The sequence below is a fragment of the Anoxybacillus sp. ST70 genome (assembly GCF_019553625.1).
GTDB classification, from domain to species: domain Bacteria; phylum Bacillota; class Bacilli; order Bacillales; family Anoxybacillaceae; genus Anoxybacillus; species Anoxybacillus gonensis.
The window spans coordinates 1-255 of sequence record NZ_JAHZOF010000048.1 but is presented as its reverse complement, the minus strand read 5'-3'; the positions used below and the strand labels follow the sequence as shown (position 1 = coordinate 255).

Genomic DNA, 255 nt, shown 5'->3' with positions numbered 1-255 from the left:
CTGAGTAGCGGCGAGCGAAACGGGAACAGCCCAAACCAAGAGGCTTGCCTCTTGGGGTTGTAGGACACTCAATACGGAGTGACAAAGGAACGGAGTAGATGAAGCGGTCTGGAAAGGCCCGCCAGAGGAGGTAACAGCCCTGTAGTCGAAACTTCGTTCCCTCCTGAGTGGATCCTGAGTACGGCGGGACACGAGGAATCCCGTCGGAAGCAGGGAGGACCATCTCCCAAGGCTAAATACTCCCTAGTGACCGAT

General features: G+C 56.5%; 1 rRNA gene. It reads left to right on the top strand.

What is annotated here, in order from left to right:
• Positions 1-255: ribosomal RNA gene (locus K1I43_RS15535) — 23S ribosomal RNA — on the top strand; the annotation flags it as partial.